This is a genomic window from Streptomyces sp. NPDC048420 (assembly GCF_040651535.1).
Lineage (GTDB): Bacteria > Actinomycetota > Actinomycetes > Streptomycetales > Streptomycetaceae > Streptomyces.
Map to the genome: position 1 here is coordinate 252,724 of NZ_JBEZKG010000013.1, position 21,812 is coordinate 274,535.

At 71.2% G+C, this 21,812-nt stretch carries 19 protein-coding genes; 15 read left to right on the forward strand and 4 right to left on the reverse strand.

Annotated elements, in window-relative coordinates:
• Positions 1-4 precede the first annotated feature (4 nt).
• The 15 genes from AB0D34_RS25990 to AB0D34_RS26060 are packed head-to-tail and all read left to right on the forward strand — an operon-like array spanning position 5 to position 18,478.
• Entirely contained in the window at positions 5-2,176 is a 2,172-nt protein-coding gene (locus AB0D34_RS25990; RefSeq protein WP_362665276.1) for a bi-domain-containing oxidoreductase, read from the forward strand.
• Entirely contained in the window at positions 2,173-4,101 is a 1,929-nt protein-coding gene (locus tag AB0D34_RS25995) for an alginate lyase family protein (RefSeq protein WP_362665278.1), read from the forward strand. Before AB0D34_RS25990 ends, AB0D34_RS25995 begins: the two co-directional genes overlap by 4 nt.
• A gap of 8 nt (positions 4,102-4,109) precedes the next feature.
• Entirely contained in the window at positions 4,110-5,657 is a 1,548-nt protein-coding gene (locus tag AB0D34_RS26000; RefSeq protein ID WP_362665280.1) for a right-handed parallel beta-helix repeat-containing protein, read from the forward strand.
• A 1-nt stretch (position 5,658) separates the two neighbouring features.
• On the forward strand, positions 5,659-6,891 hold the full coding sequence (locus tag AB0D34_RS26005) for an O-antigen ligase domain-containing protein (protein WP_362665282.1): 1,233 nt from the start codon (positions 5,659-5,661) through the stop codon (positions 6,889-6,891).
• Between the two features lie 2 nt (positions 6,892-6,893).
• Positions 6,894-8,135: a glycosyltransferase gene (locus AB0D34_RS26010; RefSeq protein WP_362665284.1), complete on the forward strand. Its 1,242-nt coding sequence runs from the start codon at positions 6,894-6,896 to the stop codon at positions 8,133-8,135.
• Positions 8,132-9,400: a class I SAM-dependent methyltransferase gene (locus tag AB0D34_RS26015; protein ID WP_362665286.1), complete on the forward strand. Its 1,269-nt coding sequence runs from the start codon at positions 8,132-8,134 to the stop codon at positions 9,398-9,400. Before AB0D34_RS26010 ends, AB0D34_RS26015 begins: the two co-directional genes overlap by 4 nt.
• Entirely contained in the window at positions 9,397-10,182 is a 786-nt protein-coding gene (locus AB0D34_RS26020) for a sugar phosphate nucleotidyltransferase (RefSeq protein ID WP_362665288.1), read from the forward strand. The genes AB0D34_RS26015 and AB0D34_RS26020 overlap by 4 nt, the downstream gene beginning before the upstream one ends.
• Complete coding sequence (locus AB0D34_RS26025; protein WP_362665290.1) at positions 10,179-10,826, forward strand: PIG-L family deacetylase; 648 nt, start codon at positions 10,179-10,181, stop codon at positions 10,824-10,826. The genes AB0D34_RS26020 and AB0D34_RS26025 overlap by 4 nt, the downstream gene beginning before the upstream one ends.
• Before the next feature lie 3 nt (positions 10,827-10,829).
• Entirely contained in the window at positions 10,830-11,855 is a 1,026-nt protein-coding gene (locus AB0D34_RS26030) for an SDR family oxidoreductase (RefSeq protein WP_362665292.1), read from the forward strand.
• The gene (locus tag AB0D34_RS26035; protein WP_362665294.1) at positions 11,843-13,126 is read left to right on the forward strand and encodes a DUF4910 domain-containing protein; all 1,284 of its coding nucleotides are present in this window, start codon (positions 11,843-11,845) and stop codon (positions 13,124-13,126) included. The genes AB0D34_RS26030 and AB0D34_RS26035 overlap by 13 nt, the downstream gene beginning before the upstream one ends.
• Positions 13,123-14,430, forward strand: coding sequence for a hypothetical protein (locus AB0D34_RS26040; protein WP_362665296.1), 1,308 nt, complete (start codon positions 13,123-13,125; stop codon positions 14,428-14,430). Before AB0D34_RS26035 ends, AB0D34_RS26040 begins: the two co-directional genes overlap by 4 nt.
• Positions 14,427-15,374 (forward strand): glycosyltransferase, encoded by a 948-nt coding sequence (locus AB0D34_RS26045; RefSeq protein WP_362665298.1) that lies wholly within the window; start codon positions 14,427-14,429, stop codon positions 15,372-15,374. Before AB0D34_RS26040 ends, AB0D34_RS26045 begins: the two co-directional genes overlap by 4 nt.
• Positions 15,371-16,597, forward strand: coding sequence for a polysaccharide pyruvyl transferase family protein (locus AB0D34_RS26050; protein WP_362665299.1), 1,227 nt, complete (start codon positions 15,371-15,373; stop codon positions 16,595-16,597). Before AB0D34_RS26045 ends, AB0D34_RS26050 begins: the two co-directional genes overlap by 4 nt.
• Positions 16,594-17,145, forward strand: coding sequence for a dTDP-4-dehydrorhamnose 3,5-epimerase (gene rfbC / locus AB0D34_RS26055; RefSeq protein ID WP_362665301.1), 552 nt, complete (start codon positions 16,594-16,596; stop codon positions 17,143-17,145). Before AB0D34_RS26050 ends, rfbC begins: the two co-directional genes overlap by 4 nt.
• Before the next feature lie 7 nt (positions 17,146-17,152).
• The gene (locus AB0D34_RS26060) at positions 17,153-18,478 is read left to right on the forward strand and encodes a glutamate-1-semialdehyde 2,1-aminomutase (protein ID WP_362665303.1); all 1,326 of its coding nucleotides are present in this window, start codon (positions 17,153-17,155) and stop codon (positions 18,476-18,478) included.
• Between the two features lie 7 nt (positions 18,479-18,485).
• On the opposite strand, the gene AB0D34_RS26065 is transcribed toward AB0D34_RS26060, so the two are convergent.
• From AB0D34_RS26065 to AB0D34_RS26080, 4 genes are all read right to left on the reverse strand, one after another.
• Entirely contained in the window at positions 18,486-19,160 is a 675-nt protein-coding gene (locus AB0D34_RS26065) for a phosphatase PAP2 family protein (RefSeq protein WP_362665305.1), read from the reverse strand.
• 174 nt (positions 19,161-19,334) lie between these two features.
• Positions 19,335-19,934: an acyltransferase gene (locus tag AB0D34_RS26070; protein WP_362665307.1), complete on the reverse strand. Its 600-nt coding sequence runs from the start codon at positions 19,932-19,934 to the stop codon at positions 19,335-19,337.
• A gap of 27 nt (positions 19,935-19,961) precedes the next feature.
• Positions 19,962-20,978, reverse strand: coding sequence for an alcohol dehydrogenase catalytic domain-containing protein (locus AB0D34_RS26075; RefSeq protein WP_362665309.1), 1,017 nt, complete (start codon positions 20,976-20,978; stop codon positions 19,962-19,964).
• The gene (locus AB0D34_RS26080) at positions 20,978-21,802 is read right to left on the reverse strand and encodes an IclR family transcriptional regulator (protein ID WP_362665441.1); all 825 of its coding nucleotides are present in this window, start codon (positions 21,800-21,802) and stop codon (positions 20,978-20,980) included. The genes AB0D34_RS26075 and AB0D34_RS26080 overlap by 1 nt, the downstream gene beginning before the upstream one ends.
• Positions 21,803-21,812 lie beyond the last annotated feature (10 nt).

Below are 21,812 nucleotides of genomic sequence, written 5' to 3' on the forward strand. Positions count from 1 at the left end.
TTCGGTGAAACAGGTCGTACAGAACTACAAGAGCGGCGAGCTGGCGGTGCTCGACGTTCCGGTGCCGGGGTGCAAGCCGGGCGGTGTGCTGGTCCGCACCGCCTACTCGCTGATCTCCACCGGCACCGAGCTCATGAAGGTGTCCGAGGCCGGCATGTCGATGTTGGGCAAGGCCCGCTCCCGCCCTGACCAGGTGGCCAAGGTCATGCAGAGCGTGGCCACCAACGGGGTGCCCGCCACGTACCGCAAGGTGATGGGCAAGCTGGACTCCTACACGCCGCTGGGCTACTCGCTGTGCGGGGTGGTCGAGGAGGTCGGCGCCGGGATCGACGACGTGAAGGTCGGCGACCTGGTGGCCTGCGCCGGCAACGAGCACGCGCTGCACGCCGAGCTCAACTGGGTGCCGAAGAACCTCTACGTCCCGGTGCCGGACGGCCTCGCGCCCAGCCACGCGGCCTTCGGCACCGTCGGGTCGATCGCCATGCAGGGTGTCCGCCAGGGCGAGCCGCAGCTCGGCGAAGTGGCACTCGTCATCGGCCTCGGGCTGATCGGCCAGCTGGTGGTCCAGCTCCTGGCCGCCTCGGGAGTCCGCGTCGTCGGCGCCGACCCCGACCCGGCGCGCTGCGAGCTCGCCGAGCGCCTGGGCGCCGCGGCCTGCGGCGACCCCGCCTCCGCCGCGGTGGAGAACGCCGTCGCCGAACTCACCGACGGACACGGCGTGGACCAGGTGTACCTGGCCGCCGGCGGTGGCAGCAACCAGCCCGTCGAACTGGCCGCCAAGCTGGCCCGGGACCGCGGCCGGGTCGTCGACATCGGCAAGTGCCGCCTCGACCTGCCGTGGAACGCGTACTACGAGAAGGAACTCGACGTCCGGTTCTCCCGCAGTTACGGCCCCGGGCGCTACGACCCGTCGTACGAGCTGGAGGGGCGCGACTACCCGATCGGCTACGTGCGCTGGACCGAGCGCCGCAACCTGGCCTGCTTCCTCGACCTGGCCGCCCGCGGCAAGGTCGACGTGGAGCCCCTGATCTCCCACGTCGCCGACTTCGACGACGCCGTCGAGACCTACCAGCGCCTGAAGGACGGCGAGCTGAAGGCCATCACCGCGCTGTTCCGGTACCCCGATCAAGACGCCCGGGAGGCCGAGGCCCCGTCGGTGGCGGTGCCCGCCGTGAACGTGAAGCCCCCCGCCCCGGCCGCCAAGACCCCGGTACGTCTCGCCTTCGTCGGCGCCGGCAACTACGCGACGTCGATGCTGCTGCCGCACCTCGCACAGCGCGAGGGCGTCGAGCTGTCGACCGTCGTCACCACGACGGCGCTGTCCGGAGCCAACGCGCAGCGGAAGTTCGGCTTCGCCCAGGCGACCACCGACCTCGACGCCGTGCTCGGCGACAAGTCCATCGACGCGGTGTTCGTGGTCACCCGGCACAGCTCGCACGCCGAACTGACCCGGCAGGCCCTCCTGGCCGGCAAGACCGTGTTCGTGGAGAAGCCCCTGGCCCTCACCGAGGACGAACTGGCCGGCGTGCTCGCGGCGGTGGAGGAGTCCGGCAACGACCGGCTCCAGGTGGGCTTCAACCGCCGGTTCGCGCCGCTGCTGCAGGAGGCCAGGACGCGGTTCGGCGCCCGGACCGGTCCCGCGAACCTCCGCTACCTGGTCAACGCGGGCCGCCTCACGCACGGCAGCTGGTATCTCCAGCAGGGCACCGAGGGCTCGCGGTTCGCCGGCGAGGGGGGACACTTCATCGACACGGCGAGCTGGCTGCTCGACGCGGACCCGGTCTCGGTGTACGCGACCGCCACGTCCGGCAACGAGGACCTGCAGGTCTTGCTGCGCTACCCGGACGGCTCCACCGCCACCATCAGTTACGTCACCACCGGCCCCTCCGGCTTCCCCAAGGAGACGCTGGACCTGGTCGCGGACGGCCGCGCGCTGCGACTCGACGACTTCGTGCGTGCCTCGGTGTACGGGCGCAAGAAGTGGGTCAGTTCGCGGCTGCCCAAGGCGCGGGACAAGGGCCAGAACGCCGAACTGGCCGCGTTCGTCAAGGCGGTTCGGACCGGCGGTCCGATGCCGGTGCCGCTGGAGTCGCTGGTCGCCACCACGGCGGCCACCCTCGCCGTGCAGACCGGCCTGTCCGGTGGCGTGCCGGTGACGTTGGCGAGGTCCAAGTGACCATGAGCGTGGGCTGGTACCTCCGGCGGCTGTCCCGGATGGGGCCGCAGGAGGTCGCGGGCCGGGTGGGCGACACGGTGCGCAGACGGCGCTGGCGGTCGGCGCCGCCCGACTGCCCGAGCGTGACCGGCGCCCGATTCACCGCCGTACTGCCCGCCGGGGCGATCTCCGGCGTACCCGCCGACGCCGCGAAACGCCTCATAGCCGAGGCGGACCGGCTGATGGACGGGCACGCCGAGTTCTTCGGCGTGGTCCGTGACGACATGGCCGACCCGGACTGGTGGCGCGACCCGAAGACCGGGCGCCGGGCCCCCTCGGGCTACGCCTTCGACGTGCCGTACCGCAGCGAGGACGCGGTCGGAGACATCAAGCAGATCTGGGAGCCGTCCCGGCACCACTACCTCACCCAGCTCGCGGCCGCCTACGCGGTCACCGGGAACGAGCGGTACGCCGAGCGGGTGGCCGAGCACCTGCGCTCGTGGTGGTCGGCCAACCCGCCGCTGCGCGGCGTCCATTGGATCAGCGGCATCGAGCTGGGCATCCGGCTGCTGTCCTGGGTGTGGGTCCGCCGACTGCTCGACGGCTGGCCGGGCGCGGCCGGCCTGTTCGAGGGCAACCCGGTGGCGCGGAACCAGATCTGGCACCACCAGCGCTGGCTGGCCGCCTTCCCCAGCCGTGGTTCTTCGGCGAACAACCACGTCATCGCTGAGGCCGCCGGTCAGTTCGCCGCGGCCTGCGCGTTCGACTGGTTCCCTTCCTCGACGCGCTGGCGAGACGACGCGCTGCGCTCGCTGGACCGGCATCTGCGCGGTAACACCTACGGCTCCGGCCTCAACCGCGAGCTGGCCACCGAGTACCACGGTCTTGTCCTGGAGCTGGGCCTGGCCGCGTTGGCCGAGGCGGATGCCGCTGGCGTGCCGGTCCCCGCGACGACCCGGCTGGTGCTGCTGCGCATGACCGACGCGCTCGCGGCCGTCGTGGACAACCGGCTGCGGCCGCCGCGTCAGGGAGACGCGGACGACGGACACGGTCTGATCGTCGACGGCGCGGGCACCGACCGTTGGGCCTCGCTGCTGGCCACCGGGGACGCCGTGTTCGGCCGGCTCGACTGGTGGCCGGAGGTGACCGCCACCGATGTGCGCACCCCGCTGCTGGCCGCGCTCGCCAAGCCCAGCGAACTCTCCGTGAGCCGCCCGGCGAGCCGGCCGGCTCACTTCGCCGACGCGGGCATGACGATCCTGCGCGGCCCGGAGGAGATCTGGTGCCGCTGCGACGGCGGGCCGCACGGCTTCCTGTCCATCGCCGCGCACGCCCACGCGGACGCGCTGTCCGTGGAGGTCCGGCACGACGGCGTCGACGTGCTCGCCGACCCGGGGACGTACTGCTACCACGGGCAGCCCGAGTGGCGGCAGTACTTCCGCTCGACCCTCGGCCACAACACCCTGCAGCTGGACGGCGCTGACCAGTCCGTCTCCGGCGGCCCGTTCCTGTGGACCCGCCATGCCCAGAGCCGGGTCCTGAGGGCGGAAACGGCCCGGTGGAGCGCCGAACACGACGGCTACCAGGGCTCCGTGCACCGACGGCGGGTGGAACTGAACGCAGAGATCCAGGAGTTGAGGATCGTGGACGAGGTGAGCGGCCCGCGCCGGACCGTGAACCTGGCATTCCACCTCGGCCCGGCGATCACCGCCGTCCTGGTCGGGAACCGGGCACAGCTCACCTGGACCCGCGACGGCGAGGACCGCTCCGCCGTACTCGACCTGCCCGCGCAACTGTCCTGGCAGGCGCACCGCGGCGAGACCGAACCGCCGCTGGGCTGGTACTCCGCCGGATTCGGGCGCAAGGAACCCGCCACCACCCTGATCGGCACCGGCTCCACCGACGGCACGGAGGGTTTCACCACCGTGCTCGGGTTCCGCGGCTAGGGGGGCGCGTGGGGATCAAGAGGCGGCCCTGGGCGTTGGCGGTGGCACCGCTGGCGTTGGCCCTGCTGGCGGTGACCGGCTGTGACAGCGGCACGCCGGAAGCCGATGCGAAACCGACCGCCGTGCCGACCACGTCCGGGGCCCGGTCCGAGTCCCTGGCCCGGGTGTGCGCCAACCCCGCGGCCGGGCCGACCAAGGCACCGGCGGGTGCGGTGACGGTCGACCCCGCGAAGGTCGGTGACCTGGCGGCCAAGACCAAGGGCAACCCCCCGAACACCACGTTCTGGCTCCGACCGGGCAAGCACAGGCTCGACCCGGACCGGTACGCGCAGGTCGTCCCGAAGAAGGGGGACCGCTACCTCGGTGCGCCGGGCGCGGTGCTCGACGGTGGGAAGAAGAACCAGTACGCGTTCAGCGGCAGTGCCCGCGACGTCACCATCCGCTACCTGACCGTGCAGCGTTTCGCGGCGCCGTCCGACGAGGGCGTGGTCAACCACGACTCGGCCGACGGGTGGGTGATCGAGGACTCGACGATCCAGGACAACGACGGTGCCGGGCTGATGGCCGGCGCCCGTCAGCAGGTCCGCGCCAACTGCCTGCGCAACAACGGCCAGTACGGCATGAACGCGTACAAGGGCAACGGCCGTATCACCGGCCTGGTCGTCGAGGGCAACGAGATCGTGGGCAACAACACCGGCGACTGGGAGCGGCGCAAGCCGGGCTGCGGCTGCACCGGAGGCATCAAGTTCTGGGCCGTCAACGGCGCCGACATACGTGGGAACTGGGTGCACGACAACCGGGGGACCGGGTTGTGGGCCGACACCAACAACAACGACTTCCTCATCGAGAACAACGTGATCGAGGCCAACGACGGTGCCGCGCTGATCTACGAGATCAGTTACAACGCGATCATCCGGAAGAACACGATCCGGCGGAACAACTGGGTCGAGGGCCGCAAGGCGGCCGACAGCGGCGACAGCTTCCCGTTCGCGACCGTCTACCTGTCGGAGTCGGGCGGTGAACCACGGGTCGAAGCCCGCACCGACAAGATCGAGATCTACCGGAACGTGCTGGAGAACAACTGGTCCGGGATCACCCTGTGGGAGAACGCCGACCGGTTCTGCAACAGCCCGGCCAACACCTCGTCCGGTGACTGCACCTTGCTGGTGAAGAAGACCGACAGCTGCGCGAAGCCGGCGATCGCCAAGGCGCCGCTCTACGGCGACTGCCGGTGGAAGACCCAGCGGGTGGACATCCACGACAACCGCTTCGCGCTGGACCCGTCCGTCGTCAACTGCACGACGAAGTGCGACCGGATGGCGGTGCTGTCCAACTACGGCACCTATCCGGACTGGTCGCCGTACAAGGGCGAGGCAGTGGCCGACGCGATCACCACCGAGCAGCACAACCGCTGGCACGACAACGTCTACGTCGGCCCATGGAAGTTCGTCGCCCACGACCCGGCCCGCGTACTCGACTTCACGCAATGGCAGGGCACGCCGTACCAGCAGGACACGGGCAGCACCCTCGCCCCCGACCCGAAGGCCGGTGGTTGAGATGGAGGAGAAGCGCACACCGAAGATCGTCGGGGTGGTCTGGGGGCTGCTGGTCCTCAACACGCTCGGCTCCGCCGGGGCGAAGACCATCGTCCCGCTGCCCCGCTCCCTCATCCAGATGGTCACCATGGGCGCGCTGGTCGCCGCGTTCGCGCTGGCGCTCGTGATCAATGCCCGGCTGCGCATCCGAGCGAACGCGTATGTGTTCCTGCTCACCCTGCTCCTGGTGACGAGCGTGATCTCCAGCGCCCACCTGGAGTCCGGGTTCGGCGCGCTGTTCCGCTGCTTCCGGCTGACGCTCTTCGTCGGCACGCTGTGGCTGCTCAGCCGCTGGTGGGACGGCAGCCTGACGTTCGTACGGCACCACATCCGGATGTACTTCGCGGTGCTCGGGTCGGTGGCCCTCGGCCTGGCCGTCTCACCGGGCGCGGCCCTGCCCGACCTCTACGGCGGGCGGCTGGTCGGCGCGCTGTGGCCGCTCACCCCGCCGCAGATCGGCCAGTACGCCGCGGTGATCATCGGGCTCACCGTGCTGCTCCTCCTGGGCCGCCGGACCGACCGGACCAGCGCGGCGGTGGTCATCGTGCCGTCCCTCGTCCTGCTCGCGCTGACCCATACCCGCACGGCCACGCTCGGCCTGCTCATCGGGCTGGTGCTGGCGATCGGCTCCCTCCTGCTGACCAGCGCCGCGGCCCGCCGCTTCTTCACCTGGTCGGTGGCGATCGCCACGGTGGCCGCGGTGGGGTTCGCCTCCGCGCTGCAGGCGTGGTTCCTGCGCGGACAGAGCAAGGACAACTTCTCCAGCCTCACCGGTCGGGCCAAGGTCTGGGACGCCCTGCTGGCCGCGCCGCGGACGACCCGGGAGAAGTGGTTCGGCGTGGGCCTGGGCGACAAGTCGTTCGGCGGGCTGCCGATCGACAACAGCTGGCTGGCCGTCTACAACGAGCAGGGTCTGATCGGCGTCGGCCTCGTCGCGGCGTTCATCATCGTGCTGGGCGGCGTCGCGTTGCTGAGGCCACCGTCGCTGCAACGGGCCTGCGCGATCTTCCTGATCAGCTACTGCGCGATCGCGTCGTACACCGAGGCCGGTCTCGGCGACGCCTCGCCCTATCTGCTGCATCTGGCCCTGGCCGTCTCGCTGTTGGCGGCACCGGCCGAGGCCACCCCCCTCGCCACGCCCGACGTCCCTCGACCACGCATCCCGCGCTGGGCCCAGAGATCGGAGGTGAGGTGAGCATGCACATACTCGTGGTGCACAACCGTTACGGCTCGGCGCAGCCGAGCGGCGAGAACAAGGTCGTCGACCAGGAGGTGGAGCTGCTGCGCGAGGGCGGCCACCGGGTCGAGATGTTCGAGCGGCGCAGCGACGACATCGGCGCCATGTCCCTCCTCGCCAAGGTCGCGGTGCCCTTGCGGGTGCCGTGGAACCCGGCGGTCCGCACCGAACTCGCCAACCGGCTCCGCACCGATCGGCCGGACATCGTCCACGTCCACAACGTCTTCCCGCTCCTGTCGCCCGCGGTGCTCGCCGCCTGCGCCGACGCCGGCGTGCCCGCCGTGGCGACGCTGCACAACTACACCCAGGTCTGCCCGCCCGGCACACTGCAGCGGGACGGCCGGCCGTGCACCGAGTGCGTCGGGTCGACGCCACTGCCCGCCGTCCGGCACGGCTGCTACCGGGGCTCCCGCCTCGCGACCGTGCCGCTCGCGGTCAGCCTGTCGGCCAACCGGCGGCGGTGGTGGTCCGGCGTGGAGCGCTTCCTCTGCATCTCCGCGGCTCAGCGCGACGTCCTGGTGCGGGCCGGAATGCCGGCCGAGCGGCTGGCCGTGAAGCACAACTTCGTGCCCGACCCGGACGCGCGCCGCACGGACGCGGGCGAGCATCTGCTCTATCTCGGCCGGCTCGCGGAGGCCAAGGGCGTACGGCTGCTCATGGCCGCGTGGGACGAGATCGCGGCGAGCGGCGGTGTGGGAGTACCGCTCGTGATCGCCGGCACGGGACCACTGGAGGCAGAGGTCACCGCCTGGGCGGCGGGCCGGGACGACGTGCGGTACGTCGGCCTGTACGACACGGCGGAGTGCCAGAAGGCCATCGCGCGATCGGTCGCCGTGGTGGCCCCCTCGACGTGGCTGGAAGCGTTCGGCCTGGTGGTCGTGGAGGCGATGGCGGCCGGGGTACCGGTCGTCGCCGCCGGCCACGGCGCCTTCGTCGAACTCGTCGAAGACGGGGTGACCGGGCTGCTGCACCAGCCGGGCGAGTCCGCCTCGCTCGCTTCCCGCATACGCCATATCGCGGCCGAACCGGCCCGCAACCGGGAGATGGGCGAGGCGGCCCGGCGCCGTTACGAACAGGGTTTCAGCCCGACGGTCGGTCTCGACCGCCTGGTTGACGAGTACCGCACCGCGATCGCGGGTCGGTCAGCACTGACTCGCGGCGGGGACACCCGCGCGAGCAGGGGGGATGGGAACACTAGATGACACGATGCCGACTGTGTGGCTCGGAAGCGATGGCGAGCGTCGTCGACCTCGGGGCGACGCCACCATGTGAGAGCTTTCTCGCCGCCGACCAACTCGACCAGCCGGAGCCCGCGTACCCGCTGCACCTGCAGGTCTGCACCGACTGCTGGCTCGCGCAGATCCCGCCGCTGATCACGCCGGAGGAGACGTTCAAGGAGTACGCGTACTTCTCGTCGTTCTCGACCTCCTGGGTGGAGCACGCGCGTACGTTCGTCGCCGACGCCGTACAGCGGGTGGGACTCGACACCGAAGGCTCCGACGGCTCCGACGCCTTCGTGGTCGAGGTCGCGAGCAACGACGGGTATCTGCTGAGGCACGTGGTGGACCGCGGGATCCGCTGCCTGGGCATCGAGCCGTCGGTGAACGTCGGCGCCGCGGCGCGCGACGCGGGCGTACCCACGCTCACCGAGTTCCTGAGCCCGGACACCGGCTCGGCCGTCCGCGCCGAGCACGGCCCGGCGAACCTGGTCGTGGCCAACAACGTGTACGCGCACATCCCCGACGTGGTCGGCTTCACCCAGGGGCTGCGCGCCCTGGTCGCCGACGACGGCTGGGTCTCCATCGAGGTGCAGCACCTGCTGACCCTGATCGAGGAGAACCAGTACGACACGATCTACCACGAGCACTTCCAGTACTACACGGTCGCCTCCGCGATCCAGGCCCTGGCGAGCGGCGGACTCACGCTCGTCGACGTCGAGTTGCTGCCCACGCACGGCGGCTCCATCCGGCTGTGGGCCCGCCCGGCCGAGGTGGCCGGCGAGCCGACGCAGCGGGTGGCCGACGTGCTGGCCCGGGAGAAGGCGGCGGGGCTGCAGGAGCTGTCCGGGTACACCGAGTTCTCCGCCCGGGTGGCCAAGGTGCGCCGGGACCTCCTCAAGTTCCTCATCGAGGCGGCCGAGCGTGGCGAGACGGTCGTCGGCTACGGCGCCCCGGGCAAGGGCAACACCCTGCTCAACCACTGCGGCATCCGGCCCGACCTGCTCGCGTACACGGTCGACCGCAACCCCTACAAGCACGGCCGGTTCACCCCGGGCACCCGCATCCCGATCCTGCCGCCCGAGCAGATAGCCGAGGACAAGCCGGACTACGTGCTCATCCTCCCGTGGAACCTGCGCGCCGAACTCACCGAGCAGCTGTCCTTCGTGCACGAGTGGGGCGGCCGGCTTGTCTTTCCCATCCCGGAACTGAGCGTTGTCGAAGGCGCGTCCCGAAAGGTCTCAGCATGAAGGTCGTTCTGTTCTGCGGCGGTTACGGGATGCGGATGCGCAACGGAACCTCCGACGACGTGCCCAAGCCGATGGCGATGGTCGGCCCCAGACCCCTGATCTGGCACGTCATGCGCTACTACGCGCACTTCGGGCACAAGGAGTTCATCCTGTGCCTCGGCTACGGGGCCCACCACATCAAGGACTTCTTCCTCAACTACGAGGAGACGACGTCCAACGACTTCGTGCTGCGCAAGGGTGAGACCGAGCTGCTGTCCACCGACATCTCGGACTGGACGATCACGTTCGCGCAGACCGGCATCGAGTCACCGATCGGGGAGCGGCTGCGCCGGGTGCGGCACCACCTGGAAGGCGACGAGATGTTCCTCGCCAACTACGCCGACGTCCTCACCGACGCCCCGCTGCCGGAGATGATCGAGAAGTTCTCCCAGCGCGACGCCGGTGCGTCGATGATGGTCGTGCCGCCCCAGTCCTCCTTCCACTGCGTGGAGTTGGGCGAGGACAACCTGGTCGGCGGCATCACCGCGGTGAGCGAACTGCCGCTGTGGGAGAACGGCGGCTACTTCGTGCTCCGCCAGGAGGTCTTCGACCACATACCGGAGAACGGTGACCTGGTGGCCGACGGATGCGGCCAACTCGCCAAGCGTGGGCGGCTGGTGGCACACCAGCACCGCGGTTTCTGGAAGCCGACCGACACGGTGAAGGAGCGCGCCGCGCTCGACGCCGCCTACGCCCAGGGCGACCGCCCGTGGGCCGTGTGGGAGCAGGGGGTGCGCGCGTGATCCGACTCGGGGCGGAGTCCCCGGACCGGATCGTCGCCGTCGGCGCGCACTGCGACGACATCGCCATCGGCGCGGGCGGCACGCTGCTTGCCCTGTGCCGGGCGCGGCCCGGTCTCCGGGTCGACGCGCTGGTGCTCTCCGGCGGCGGCACCGAACGCGAGGAGGAGGAGCGGGCCGCGCTCGCCGCCTTCTGCCCGGGCGCCGACCTGCGGCTGACCGTGCTCAAACTGCCGGACGGTCGCATGCCCGTGCACTGGGAGGAGGCCAAGGCCGCCGTGGAGGAACTGCGCGCGCAGACCGACCCGGACCTGATCCTGGCCCCCCGCACCGACGACGCGCACCAGGACCACCGCGGCCTGGCGCAGCTGATACCCACCGCCTTCCGCGACCACCTCGTGCTCGGCTACGAGATCGTCAAGTGGGACGGCGACCTCGGCCGTATGGCGGTGTACCAGCCGCTGTCGACGGAGGTCGCCGAGGAGAAGGTACGACTGCTGCAGGAGCACTACGCCTCACAGCGGCACCGGCCCTGGTACGACCGCGAAGCCTTCCTCGGGCTGGCACGGATCCGCGGCATCGAATGCCACGAGCGATACGCCGAGGCGTTCGCCGTCACCAAACTCACGCTCAACCTGGGGGGTTGAACCATGCGCGTACTACTGACCGGACACCAGGGCTACCTGGGCACCGTGATGGCCCCGGTCCTCGCCGCCGCCGGACACGAGGTCGTCGGCCTCGACTCCGGCCTGTTCGCCGACTCCGTCCTCGGCGAGACACCCGCGGACCCGCAGGGGCACCGGGTGGACCTGCGCGACGTCACGGCCGAACACGTGGCGGGGGTGGACGCCGTGATCCACCTGGCCGCCCTGTCCAACGACCCGCTGGGCTCGCTGGCGCCGGAACTCACCTACGACATCAACCACCACGCGTCCGTACGGCTGGCCCGGCTGGCCCGCGACGCCGGAGTGCGGCGCTTCCTGTACGCGTCGACGTGCTCGGTCTACGGCGCCGCAGGCGGCGACGACCTGGTGGGCGAAGACGCTCCGCTGCGACCGGTGACCCCGTACGCGGAGTCCAAGGTGCGGGTCGAGGACGACCTGCACGCACTGGCCGATGGCGACTTCACCCCGGTGTACATGCGCAACGCCACCGCCTTCGGCTACTCGCCCCGGCTGCGCGCCGACATCGTGCTGAACAACCTGGTGGGCCACGCGCTGCTGTCAGGCGAGGTGCTGGTGCTCTCCGACGGCACCCCCTGGCGCCCACTGGTGCACGCCGCCGACATCGCACGGGCCTTCACGGCCGCGCTGACCGCGCCGCGGGAAGCGGTGCACGACCGGGCGTTCAACATCGGCAGCGAGACCAACAACGTCACGGTCGCCGAGATCGCCGAGCAGGTCGCCGAGGCGGTGCCCGGCTCCAAGGTGAACATCACCGGGGAGAACGGCGCCGATCCGCGGTCCTACCGGGTGGACTTCTCCCGGTTCCGCGCCGCGATCCCCGGCTTCGACATCGAGTGGACGGTCAAGCGCGGCGCGCTCGAACTCGCCGACGCCTACGGGAAGTTCGGGCTGACCAAGGAGGACTTCGACCGGCGCTTCACCCGGCTCGCCGTGCTGCGCGCGGCGACCGAGGCCGGCACCGTCGACGACACCCTGCGGTGGCGCCGATGACCGATCCCGGCGAGGAGATGTACGCCCTGGTGGAGCGGTTGTACCCGCTCTGCCGGAGCATCACCGGCGACGGTGTGCGCGCCACTCTGGACATCGTCGGCGAGTACATCCCGCTGCAGGTGCACGAGGTGCCGACCGGGACCCAGGTCCTCGACTGGACGGTGCCGCAGGAGTGGAACATCCGGGACGCTTACATCGCCGACCCGGCCGGCAACCGGGTCGTCGACTTCGCGGAGTCCAGCCTGCATGTGCTCGGTTACAGCGTTCCGGTGTCGGCGACGATGCCGCTGTCCGAGCTGCGCGGCCACCTGCACACCCTGCCGGACCAGCCGTCCTGGGTGCCGTACCGGACCAGCTACTACAAACCGGAGTGGGGCTTCTGCCTGGCCCAGGACACGCTGGACGCGATGCCGGACGGCGAGTACGAGGTGTGCATCGACTCCACGCTCGCCGACGGCCACCTCACCTACGCCGAGCATGTCGTCCCCGGGCAGGTCGCCGACGAGGTGATCGTCTCCTGCCACGTCTGCCACCCGGCGCTGGCCAACGACAACATGGCCGGCGTCGCGGTGGCGACGTACCTGGCCCGGGAGCTGGCGCAGCAGACGCCGTACTACACCTACCGGTTCATCTTCGCGCCCGGCACCATCGGGGCGATCACCTGGCTGGCCCGGAACAGGGAACGGGTGGAACGCGTCAAGCACGGCGTCGTACTGGCCTGCGCCGGTGACCGGGGTCAACTGACGTACAAGCAGAGCAGGCGAGGCGACGCGGAGATCGACCGGGTGATGCAGCACGTGCTGGCCGATTCCGAACGCCCGCACCGAGTCGCCGAGTTCACTCCGTACGGCTACGACGAGCGGCAGTACTGCTCGCCCGGCTTCGACCTCGGCGTCGGTTCGCTCACCCGGACCCCGTACGCGGGCTACCCCGAGTACCACACCTCGGCGGACAACCTGGACTTCGTCTCCCCGGAGGCGATGGCGGACACCCTCGCCGTCTGCCGTGAGGCGTTCGCCGTCCTGGACCGCAACCGGCAGTACGTCAACCTCAGCCCGTACGGCGAACCACAGCTGGGACGGCGGGGGTTGTACGACGCGCTCGGTGGCCGCAGCGACACCAAGCAGGCCCAGATGGCCATGCTCTGGGTGCTCAACCTGTCCGACGGCGAGCACAGTCTGCTGGACGTCGCCCAGCGGTCCGGGCTGCCGTTCAGCACCGTCGCCGACGCGGCCGACGCCCTGCACGAGGCAGGGCTGATCAAGACATGACGTCCATGCCCGTCGAGGGGGAGAATCCCCGGACAGGGGCGCCACCGGCCCGGTCCGCCAAGCGGGCCCTGGTCGGCCGGCTGTCCTGGGGACTGGCCGACCAGGCGGCCTCCAGCATCAGCAACTTCGCGGTGGGCATCTACGTGGCCCGCTCCCTGGGGGTCACCGCGTTCGGCGTGTTCAGCCTGGCCTGGGTGACGTACGGCGTGGTGCTCAACGTCTCCCGCGGCCTGACCACCGATCCGCTCATGGTGCGCTTCAGCGGCGTGCCGGAGGCTACCTGGCGCGGGGCGGTGGCCCGGTCGACGGGTACGGCACTCGGCGTCGGCACCGCCATTGGTGCGGTGTCCCTGGTGGCCGGACTGGCTCTCGGCGGGCGGCTGGGGCCCGCGTTCGCCTGCCTGGGCGTCATGCTGCCGGGACTGCTGCTGCAGGACGCCTGGCGGTTCTCGTTCTTCGCCGCGGGCAACGGGCGGAAGGCCTTCGTCAACGACGTCGTCTGGTGTGTGGCACTCGTCCCGGCCATGGTGGCGGCGGCCCACGTGGACACCGTGGCCGCCTTCGTGCTCGCCTGGGGCGCGTCCGCCGCGGTGGCCGCCGCGTACGGCTGCTTCCAGTCCGGCATCCGGCCCCGGCTGACCCAGGCGCGCGGGTGGCTTCGCGAACAGCGCGATCTCGGCTACCGGTACCTGGTAGAGAACGTCAGCCTCAGCGGCGCGAGCCAACTGCGGGCCTACGGGCTCGGCGCGATCGTCGGGGTGGGCGCGGTGGGCGCGGTGCGGGGCGCCGAGCTCCTGATGGGCCCCTTCCTCGCCGTACTGATGGGACTGTCACTGGTCACCGTCCCGGAGGCGGCACGGGTGCTGCGGCAGTCCCCGCACCGCCTGGGCACGTTCTGTCTCCTGCTGGGCGGCGGACAGGCCGCCGCCGCTCTGCTGTGGGGCGGCTCGTTGCTGCTGCTGCCGAACCGGCTCGGCGACCTCCTGCTCGGCAGCGTCTGGCACTCCTCCTCGCATCTCATCGTGCCGATCACCTTGAGCGTCGCGGGCGCGGGCCTCGGCACCGGCGCGGCGGCCGGCCTGCGCGCCCTCGGCGCCGCGCGGCGCAGCCTGCGCTGCCAACTGTTCGCCTCCGCCTTCTATGTCAGCGGCGGGCTCGGCGGGGCGGCCCTGGCCGGCACGGTCGGCTCGGCCTGGGGCGTCGCGGCCGCGACCGTCGGCGGCTCGGCCGTGTGGTGGCTGCAACTGCGGTCCGCCCTGCGTGAGCACCGCCACAACCCCATCCCCGAAGTGAGGATTTCATGACCTCCCAACCCAGGCTGACAATCGGCCTGCCCGTGTACAACGGCGAGGAGTACCTGGCGGAATCACTCGACGCGCTGCTCGGCCAGACCTACGAGGACTTCGAACTGGTCATCTCCGACAACGCCTCGACCGACGGCACCGAGGACATCTGCCGCAAGTACATCGCGCAGGACTCGCGCATCCGGTACCTCCGGCTGCCCCGGAACATCGGCGCCACACCGAACCACAACCGTGTGCTCGACGAAGCCCGCGGCGAGTTGTTCAAGTGGGCCTCGCACGACGACCTCTACGGCCGCGACCTGCTGCGGCGCTGCATCGAAGCTCTGGACGAGCGGCCGGACCTGATCCTCGCGCACACCGACCAGGCGGTCATCGACGGCGACGGCCGGGTGAAGGTCCCCTACGAGTACACCCTCACGACCGACTCGCCGCACGCCCCGGAGCGCTTCCGCAGTCTGCTGTTCGAGCCGGGCGGCGACGACTTCTACGGGGTGATGCGGACCGACATGCTGCGCCGGGTGAAACCGATGGACAGCTACCACCACGCGGACCGCACCTACGTCGCGGAGATCACCCTGCACGGGCGCTTCCATCAGGTGCCGGAACTTCTGTACTTCCGCCGCGACCACCCCACCCGGGCCGAGCGGGCGAACCCGTCCAAGCGCTCCCGGTGCGTCAACCTGGACCCACGCCGGGCAGGCATGCTGCACCCGACTCCCCGGCTGCTCGCCGAGTACGTCTGGGGCTTCGCCTCGGCGATCCGGCGGGCCCCGTTGTCCCCGGCCGACCGGCGCGAGTGCTACCGCCACCTGGCCGCATGGATGACCAGCCGGGTCCGGCCGGGCGTCGGCGAGCGGGTCGAGGACCGCGCCCCGGTCGACCCGGCCAAGCTGACCGTCTCCCTCGACGCCCTCGTCGCCGGCCGTGAGCAGAGGCAGGCATGACGTCTGCGGACGAAACCCCGGTACGCGTCGGGGTGTTCGGCCTGCTCGGCTCCGGCAACCTCGGCAACGACGGATCACTTGAAGCCGTCCTCGGATACCTCCGCGCCGAGCACCCGGACGCGAGCGTGCACGCGCTGTGCGGCGGACCCGAGGCGGTGACGGCCAGGTTCGGGATCCCCGCGACGCGGCTGCACTGGAACCGCGCGGAGTACGGAACCGCGTCCCGTGCGGGCGCGATCGCGTCGAAGGGACTCGGCAAACTCATCGACGTCTTCCGCACCGCCGCCTGGGTCCGCCGGCACGACGTGGTGATCGTGCCGGGCATGGGTGTCCTGGAGGCCACCCTGCCGCTGCGGCCGTGGGGCTTCCCGTACTCGCTCTTCCTGCTCTGCGCGAGCGGCCGGCTGCTGGGCACCCGGGTCGCGCTGGTCAGCGTCGGCGCCGCCGAGATCCGCAACCGGCCGACCCGTGCCCTGGTGCGCTGGTCGGCACGGCTCGCCGCGTACCGCTCGTACCGGGACACCCAGTCCCGCGACGCGATGCGGACGATGGGCGTGGACACCGCTCGCGACGAGGTCTACCCGGACCTCGCGTTCTCCCTGCCGGGGCCTCGGGCCCGCGTGCCCACCCGCACACCGGGTTTAGTCTGCCTCGGCGTCATGGACTTCCACGGAGGCAACGACGACCGCGCCCGGGCCGACGAGATCTACCGGCGCTACCTCGACGGGACGATCACGTTCGTCCGCACACTGGTCGAGGAGGGCAGACCGGTCCGGCTGCTCACCGGCGACGAGTGCGATGAGTCGGTGGTCGCCGCGATCCTCGACGCGGTGGACTCACCCCTGGTCACCGCGGCCGAACCGGCCTCACTGGCCGACCTGATGAACGAGATGGCAGCCGCCGACACCGTGGTGGCCGTCCGCTACCACAACCTGATCTGCGCGCTGAAGACCGGAACGCCCGTGCTCGCCCTCTGCTATGCGGCGAAGAGCGATGCCCTCATGGACCGGATGGGCCTCGGCGCGTACTGCCATCCGGCACGCGAGGTCGACGCCGACCGGCTGCTCGAACAGTTCCGGGACCTGGAGAAGCACGCGGTGGATCTGCGGCAGACACTCACCGAGCGAAACCGGGTCGCCGCACAGCAACTCGCCCAGCAGTTCACCGCCCTGACCACGACCTTGTTCCCGGCGAACACCCACGCCCCGCGGAAGGCTCCATGAAAGCGACTGAAGTCACCGAGATCGCCGGCGCGTACCTGTTCGAGCCGACACCGTACGCCGACGAACGCGGCTTCTTCTGCCGCACCTTCGACGTCGACGTGGTCCGTTCGGTGGGCCTCGACCCGCACGCCTTCGTCCAGGACAGCGTCTCCCGCTCGGTCCGGGGCGTGCTGCGCGGCCTGCACCTGCGCTCCGGCGCGGGCGAGGCCAAGCTGGTGCGGTGCTCGTACGGGCAGATCTTCGACGTCGTCGTGGACCTGCGGCCGGATTCGCCGACGTACCGGAACCGCGCCTTCTTCGAGCTGTCCGGTGAGACGCAGAAGACCGTGTACATCCCGGCGGGGTGCGCGCACGGCTTCCAGGCGCTCACCGAAACCGCCGACACCTCGTACCGTATCGACCGTCCGCACGATCCGGCCGAGGACGTGACCATCGCCTTCGACGACCCGGAACTCGCCATTCCCTGGCCACTGCCGGTCACTTCGATGTCCCAGCGGGACCGGGAGGCACCGAGCCTCGCCGAGGTCCTGAAACACAAGGAAGGGTGAAGTCGGCTTGCACAGCGAAGACTTGCAACTGCCCCGGTCGCGTGCGGCCAACGAACGGCTCCACGCCATGATCCCCGGCGGCGCGCACACCTACGCCAAGGGCGACGACCAGTATCCCGAGGACCTGGCCCCGGTCATCAGCCACGGCAATGGCGCCCATGTGTGGGACGTCGACGGCAACCGCTACATCGAGTACGGGTCCGGGCTGCGGTCGGTCAGCCTCGGACATGCCCACCCACGCGTGACCGAGGCGGTGCGGCGGGAGATCGACCGTGGCAGCAACTTCGTCCGGCCCTCCATCGTGGAGGTCGAAGCCGCGGAACGCTTCCTGGCCACGGTGCCGACCGCCGAGATGGTGAAGTTCGCGAAGAACGGCTCCGACGCCACCACCGCCGCGGTGCGCCTCGCCCGCGCAGCCACCGGGCGCCCGCGGGTGGCCCTCTGCGCCGACCATCCGTTCTTCTCCACCGACGACTGGTTCATCGGCACCACACCGATGTCCGCCGGCATTCCGGCGACGACCAACGAGCTCACCGTGGCGTTCCCCTACGGGGACCTGGCGGCCACGGAGGAACTGCTCACCCGGTACCAGGACGAAATCGCCTGCCTGATCCTCGAACCCGCCACCCACACCGAGCCGCCGCCCGGGTACCTCGCCGGCCTGCGCGAACTGGCCGACCGGCACGGCTGCGTACTGATCTTCGATGAGATGATCACCGGTTTCCGCTGGTCCGAGGCGGGCGCCCAGGGCCTGTACGGCGTCGTCCCCGACCTCTCCACGTTCGGTAAGGCGCTGGGCAACGGATTCGCCGTCTCCGCACTGGCCGGGCGCCGCGACCTGATGGAGCGGGGCGGGCTGCGCCACTCCGGCGACCGGGTGTTCCTGCTGTCCACCACGCACGGCGCGGAAACGCACTCGCTGGCAGCCGCGATGGCCGTGCAGACCACCTACACCGAAGAGGGCGTCACCGCGCGGCTGCACACCCTCGGCGAGCGGTTGGCCGCCGGTGTCCGCGACGCTGCGGCCGGCATGGGCGTCGGCGAGCACGTCGTCGTCCGGGGCCGGGCCAGCAATCTGGTCTTCGCCACCCTCGACGAGAACGGGCAGCCGTCGCAGGAGTACCGCACGCTGTTCCTGCGCCGGCTCCTCGCGGGCGGGGTGCTGGCCCCGTCGTTCGTGGTGAGCAGCGCGCTCAGCGACGCCGACATCGACCGCACCGTCGAGGTGGTGGCGCAGGCATGCGCGGTGTACCGGAAGGCGCTGGAGGCCGCCGACCCCACCCCCTGGCTGGCCGGGCGACCGGTGAAGCCCGTGTTCCGCCGTACGGCGTGAGCAGACGTCAGCGGCGCGCCCGCGGACCGGCGGCTGCCAACCGGTCGGCGATCCGGTCGACCAGCCAGGCGGTCGCCGGTACCACCGCCAGCGCGGTGCAGCAGCCGCCGAGGACATCGGTCGGATAGTGCGCGCCCAGGGCGACCTGCGCCCATCCCATCGCGGCGCCGGCGACCAGCGCCGCGGCGAGCACGAGTGACGTGCCGGCCGTACCGTCGAGGCCGAGCCGGTCCGTCGCGAGCAGCGCCGCGACGAAGGCGAGCGCGGTGAAGAAGGCGGTGTGTCCGCTCGGGTAGGACAGGTTGTCGGCGCCGTGGATGGTGCGCCCCACCAGCTGCTTGAGCAGCGTCGCCGTCCCCACGGCCACGGCGGCGCCGGCAACGACGAGCACCGCCGCGCGGGGACGTTGAAGCAGCAGACAGCCCACCACGATGACCATGACCAGCATCACCGATCCGGCAGGCGCTCCCAAGAAGTCCAGAGCCACAGCGACATGCCGCCACGGAGGCCGCACACTGTCCGCCGTCGGCGGGATGATCCACCTGTCCACCCTGCCCGGCTCGCTGTGACCGGCGTACAGGACCCCAGGCACGACGACCACCAGCGCGGCGAGGGCCGCGACCAGCCCGAGCCGCGCGCGCAGCGACGGGGGCAGCACCGCGGGGCTCGGCCGGCCGGTCACCCACCCACCGCGTCCGGTCGACCCACCCTGCCCTTGATCTCGCCCGTGATCACGAGCAAAACGTTATCGGAAGGCGCAGGCAGCCGTGGCCGGTCGGTTACATCGGCGCCGCCGCCACCGCGGAGGCCGTCGTCGGGTGGCTCAGAACGGTGCCCGTTCTGGTGGAGGCAGGCGTCATACGCGCTCGACGAGGTGGCCGTCCTTCTCGTCGTACAGCGCACCCGACTGCGGGCACTGCCAGCCGCCCGGCTCGCCGTCCCGCCCGACCAGTCGGACGCCGGCCCGGCCGACCCAGCCGATCCGGCGCGCGGGAACGCCGGCCACCAGCGCGAAGTCCGGTACGTCGTTGGTCACCACGGCGCCCGCCGCGACCAGTGCCCACCGTCCGACACGCACCGGCGCCACACACACCGAACGGGCCCCCAGCGACGCCCCCTCGGCCACGATGACCGCCACGGCCTCCCAGTCGCCGCCGCGCTTCAGCTTGCCCTCCGGGTCCACCGAGCGGGGGAAGCAGTCGTTGGTGAGGACCGCGGCCGGGCCCACGAACACCCCGTCCTCCAGTACGGCGGGCTCGTAGACCAGCGCGTAGTTCTGGAGCTTCACGTTGTCGCCGATCCGCACCCCCGGACCGACATAGGCCCCCCGGCCCACGATGCACCCGCTGCCCAACCGGGCGTCCTCCCGGATCTGCGCCAGATCCCAGACCGTCGTCCCGTCGCCGACCGTCGCCGTCTCGTCGACCTGAGCGGTCGGCTGCGCCTTGTAGTCCACCGGGCTCCCCCTGCATGAGAGACGGGATCAGATCACGTGCGGATCGACGTGGATCTTCGGGCCGGGGCCCGCTCCGGGCGGCCGCCCGCCCGCGAGTACGGTCCCGACCTCACCCAGGGCGACGGTCGCGGCCACGAGCGGCCTCGGGTCGACGACCCGCCCGGCGTACGCCTCGATCGTGGCGTCGAGCCCCGGAGAGGCCGACAGGACCCCGACCGCCGTCACGTCCTTGAGGACGAGCGCGCGGGTGTCGATCCTGCTGGGCTCGGCGGCCAGACCGATGTACACGAGCCGCCCACCCGGCTCCACCAACTCCACTGCACAGGCGGGCAGATGGACCGCGTTGGTCGCGTCGACGACCGCGTCGAACGGCAGGTCCGGCAGCGTGTCCTCGCGCCAGGTGTGCGGGAAGCCCAGCGAACGCGCGAAGGTCAGAGAGGCCTCGGTGGAGCCCAGCAGGTGCACCTCCGCACCGGCGGCCCGGGCGAACATCGCGACCAGCAGTCCGATGGTCCCCGGCCCCAGCACCAGGACCCGGTCGCCGGGCCCGGCCCCGGTCGCCCACGCGGCCCGCAGGGCGTTGCCACCCGGCTCGACCAGCGCGCCGAGCACCGGGTCCACGGAGTCGGGCAGAGCGTGCAACGAGCCGACCGGCACGGCGAGTTGCTCCGCCAGGGCCCCGGCGCGGCCGCCCCGGATGCCCACCTCCTCACGCTTCTCGCAGACGTGCTGGTGCCCGCGACGGCACCGACGGCAGGCCCCGCAGCCCAGCATGGTGTCGCCCATGACCCGGCGGCCCACCCAGCCGGACCCGACCCCCGGACCGACCGCGTGCACCCGTCCGGCCCACTCGTGCCCGAGCCGCATCGGATAGTCGGCGTGCCCTTGGTGGAGATAGGCCATGGCCCCCGTGAAGAACTCCAGGTCGGTTCCGCACACGCCGACCCGCTCGACGTCCACGACGACCTCACCGGGAGCGGCCACCGGTGCGGGCACGTCCTGCACCGCGTACTCGCCGGGGGCCGTGAGGACGAACGCACGCATCAGAAGGGCTCCTTCAGAGGACCGAGCGCCTCGCGGATCTCCTCCACGGCGTCGACCAGTGTCCGCAGGGGAGTCCGGTAGGTCAGCGCGCTGACGCTCACCGCCCCGGACGGGGCCGTCGGCGAGGTGCCGTACACGGGCAGGGCAAGGCAGTTGACCCCGGTCTCGTTCTCTTGGTCGTCGAGGGCGTAACCCCGCTCGACGGTGGCCCGCAGATCGCGGTGCAACTCCTCGGCCGTACACAGGGTTCGAGGTGTCCGCCGCTCCGGCGGGCTCGCGCCGATCCACTGCCGTACGGCGTCCAGGGTGCCCAACTCATGGGCGAGCAGCAGCTTTCCGACACCGGTCGCGTGGGCCGGGTTGCGGCCGCCGACCGTGGAGGTCAGCCGGACCGCACCGGTGGGCGGGTCGACCTTGGCGCGGTAGACGACCTCGCGCCCGTCGAGGACGGCGTAGTGGGCCGTCTCGCCGAACCGGGCGGCCAGCGTCTCCAACAGCGGCCGGACGCGGACGTGTTCGGGACGGGCCTCGTGATGGGCGAAGGCCATCCGGAGGAACTCGTCGCCCAGCAGGTAGTGGCCGCGGGAGTCCTGTCCGGCCAGACCGGCCCGGCGCAGTGCGGCCAGGGCCCGGTGCACGGTCGGCTTGGGGCTGCCGATCGTCCGGGTGAGCTCGTCGAGCGTCACTCCGTCCGGATGCCGGGCGAGCTCCTTCAGCACGGCGAGCACCCGGTCCGAGCCCACGAGACGGTCGCCCTCCGCGCTGTCCGCGAGGGAGGCTGTCGAAGCGTGGACCGGCTGCGTATGCTGCATTGCGTTCCGGATGGTAGACCGC